Source organism: Ancylomarina sp., from assembly GCF_041555295.1.
Taxonomy (GTDB): domain Bacteria; phylum Bacteroidota; class Bacteroidia; order Bacteroidales; family Marinifilaceae; genus Ancylomarina.
Genome location: NZ_JBFFKR010000389.1, coordinates 1 through 2,571 on the forward strand (window position 1 = coordinate 1; position 2,571 = coordinate 2,571).

The following is a 2,571-nucleotide window of genomic DNA, read 5'->3' on the forward strand; positions in this document are numbered from 1 at the left end:
AAACTTAAAGCATATAAAAAAACGGCTCTCTAGAGGGCCGTTTTTTTTTCGCTCATATTCTTAAGAACTTTCCTTCCGTTCATCATACGAATAACTGACATCCATCTAAAATTAGCCAAAAGGATATATGGATATGGAGGATATTTCATATCTTAGTCGCCACTTAAATTTCTCCATTTTGTAAGCTATGATACTTTTAATTTAAAGAGGTCCGTCATCTAACCACTGGAAGAAGTATCATCTTTTTAGAACATCGAACTCAACACAAAGCAATATGGAAATCATCATCCCTAAAAAACTTACTAATAACTTTCAGAGTCATCTATTCTTAACGGAATTATATACCTCTACAAAGAAATTGATAAAGGACGAAATCGTTCTGGATTTTAAAGAGACCAAACTCATTGAATCCAACCTTTTTGCGGTATTAGGAAGTCTTATTATGGATTGTGAAAGACGTAAGAATAAGGTTCGTTTAATCAATCTTCAAGATTCTATCCTTAACCTTTTCAATACAAAGAAAATGATTAGAGGTGGCATGAAAAAAGATGTCTGGAAAAGTCTTATCAAATGTCAATTCTTTAATAGTGATGATGAAAGCGAACTGACCGATTATCTGGAAAATAAAATATTCCCTGAACGTCCTGATGTCGCTTTGAATCCTCAGCTAAAAATGGCGATTGAGCTATGTGTCGCTGAAATATTCCGAAATGCTTTTACTCATAGCAATCGTAAAGAAGTCTTCATTTCGCATTACGTATCGGTACACAATAAGAAGCTAATCATCAGTATCGTGAATAGAGGAGCTAGTATACCCCAATTGGCGACTGCTGTCTTAAAAAAGGCTCAAAACGGCATGGGAGCCATAAAGTGGGCTGTTGAATCAGGAACCACATCAAAGCCTTTTAAACACAATGGGATGGGTTTGTATACCATTCGTCAGTTTATTGAGCAAAACGATGGTAAAATTCAAATTATATCGGGAAATGGTGTATGGAAACAAGTGAAGCACCGTAAGTTCTCAAAGCTTACCCGCAAAGAGTTCCCTGGAACAATTGTCACACTTGAATTTAATGTATAGAGATTCAAAATTTAATTTTCACAAATCGATTTAGACGCAGATTTTAATGATCAAAATATGATCTATCTTCAAGACTGAAATCTTAATAAAATCATATTTTATCAGCGTCTAAAACTTTAGGCGTACTTTTTAGAATCTTAACTTCGAGAATAAATCCCAAAGCACAATACCACAGCTTACCGAGATATTGAATGAGTGTTTGGTTCCAAACTGAGGAATTTCGATGCAGGCCTCCGAAGCATCAACAATAGATTGCTGTACCCCTTTTACCTCGTTACCAAAAACAAAAGCATACTTTTTATCCGATTCAATCTGGAAATCAGGTAAAGAAACCGAGTTCTCTGCTTGCTCAATTGCGTAAACATCAAAACCTTTATCCTTAAGATCTGCTACGGCATCTTCTGTTTTCTCAAAGTATTTCCAAGCCACAGAATCTTCGGCACCCAAAGCTGTTTTGTGCAAATCGCGATGTGGTGGTGTGGCCGTTATACCACACAGGTAAATCGCCTCAACCAAAAGCGCATCAGAAGTACGAAAGACCGAACCAATATTGTTTAAGCTGCGCACATTATCCAACACAATAATAAAGGGTGTTTTCTCTGCCGTTTTAAACTCAGTTATGCTTTTGCGATTCAGCTCGCTATTTTTCAACTTCCTCATGCTAATGATTTCCTTTTAATGATGGCGCGAATTTAATACTAAAAGACTAGAATAAAAATAAAATGTGGGAGATGCTATAACGAGCTTAATAAGGAGATACCCAAAACAAGAGCATCATCTAATTAAACCCGATAAATCATTATATTATTAAAAGTGTTTTATATAATTTCATAACTGTTTTCTTGAATGAAGACTTAAGCATTTCATTCATAAAAATGAGGTAAACCATCGGCTGGTCATCAACCGGCAAACTTTGACGAGACAACTGGAAGAGTAGGCCGATGGAGCCCGCAATATAGAACTTAATACGTAATAACAGATATCGGCTTTATACAGATCTCTCAATCAAAAAAAAATAGGAGAGCTTGTTGCAGACACTGAAACCGTATAGACTATTACGATTTATCAAAAACAAAAAAACATGTCTTTAGATTATAAAGTTGTAGAAAAAGGCCAACCCGGTGTTGTGGGAGGCGGTGAAAAAAAGTTTTACGCTCAAATTGTAAACGGCAAAGAAGTTAAGATCGATGAACTGGTAAAAGATATTGAACGCTTCAGTGCCTTATCAGAGGCAGATATTAGAGGTGTGATTATCGCATTGGAAAATGAGATACAGGACAAACTTGCTCAGGGAAGAATTGTTAGACTAGAAAAGATAGGCAGTCTTTACCCATCGATAAGCAGTACTGGCGAACTCGAGGCAGCGAAAGTAAGCTCAGCTTCAATTAAAAAAGTAGGTGTTAATTACCGCGCTGGTAGTCGCATTATTAAGGCGATAAAAGATGCTGGATTTAACAAAATTTAGAATTCCAAGAAAAGCTGCGCAGGTT

At 36.3% G+C, this 2,571-nt stretch carries 3 protein-coding genes; 2 read left to right on the forward strand and 1 reads right to left on the reverse strand.

What is annotated here, in order from left to right; translation table 11 throughout:
• Positions 1-274: 274 nt before the first annotated feature.
• Positions 275-1,081: an ATP-binding protein gene (locus tag ABY905_RS16300; RefSeq protein ID WP_372645785.1), complete on the forward strand. Its 807-nt coding sequence runs from the start codon at positions 275-277 to the stop codon at positions 1,079-1,081.
• 129 nt (positions 1,082-1,210) lie between these two features.
• On the opposite strand, the gene ABY905_RS16305 is transcribed toward ABY905_RS16300, so the two are convergent.
• Positions 1,211-1,741: an RNA methyltransferase gene (locus ABY905_RS16305; RefSeq protein ID WP_372645787.1), complete on the reverse strand. Its 531-nt coding sequence runs from the start codon at positions 1,739-1,741 to the stop codon at positions 1,211-1,213.
• 421 nt (positions 1,742-2,162) lie between these two features.
• Between ABY905_RS16305 and ABY905_RS16310 the strand changes: the two genes are divergently transcribed.
• Positions 2,163-2,546, forward strand: a complete 384-nt coding sequence (locus ABY905_RS16310) for an HU family DNA-binding protein (RefSeq protein ID WP_372645788.1) — start codon at positions 2,163-2,165, stop codon at positions 2,544-2,546.
• Positions 2,547-2,571 lie beyond the last annotated feature (25 nt).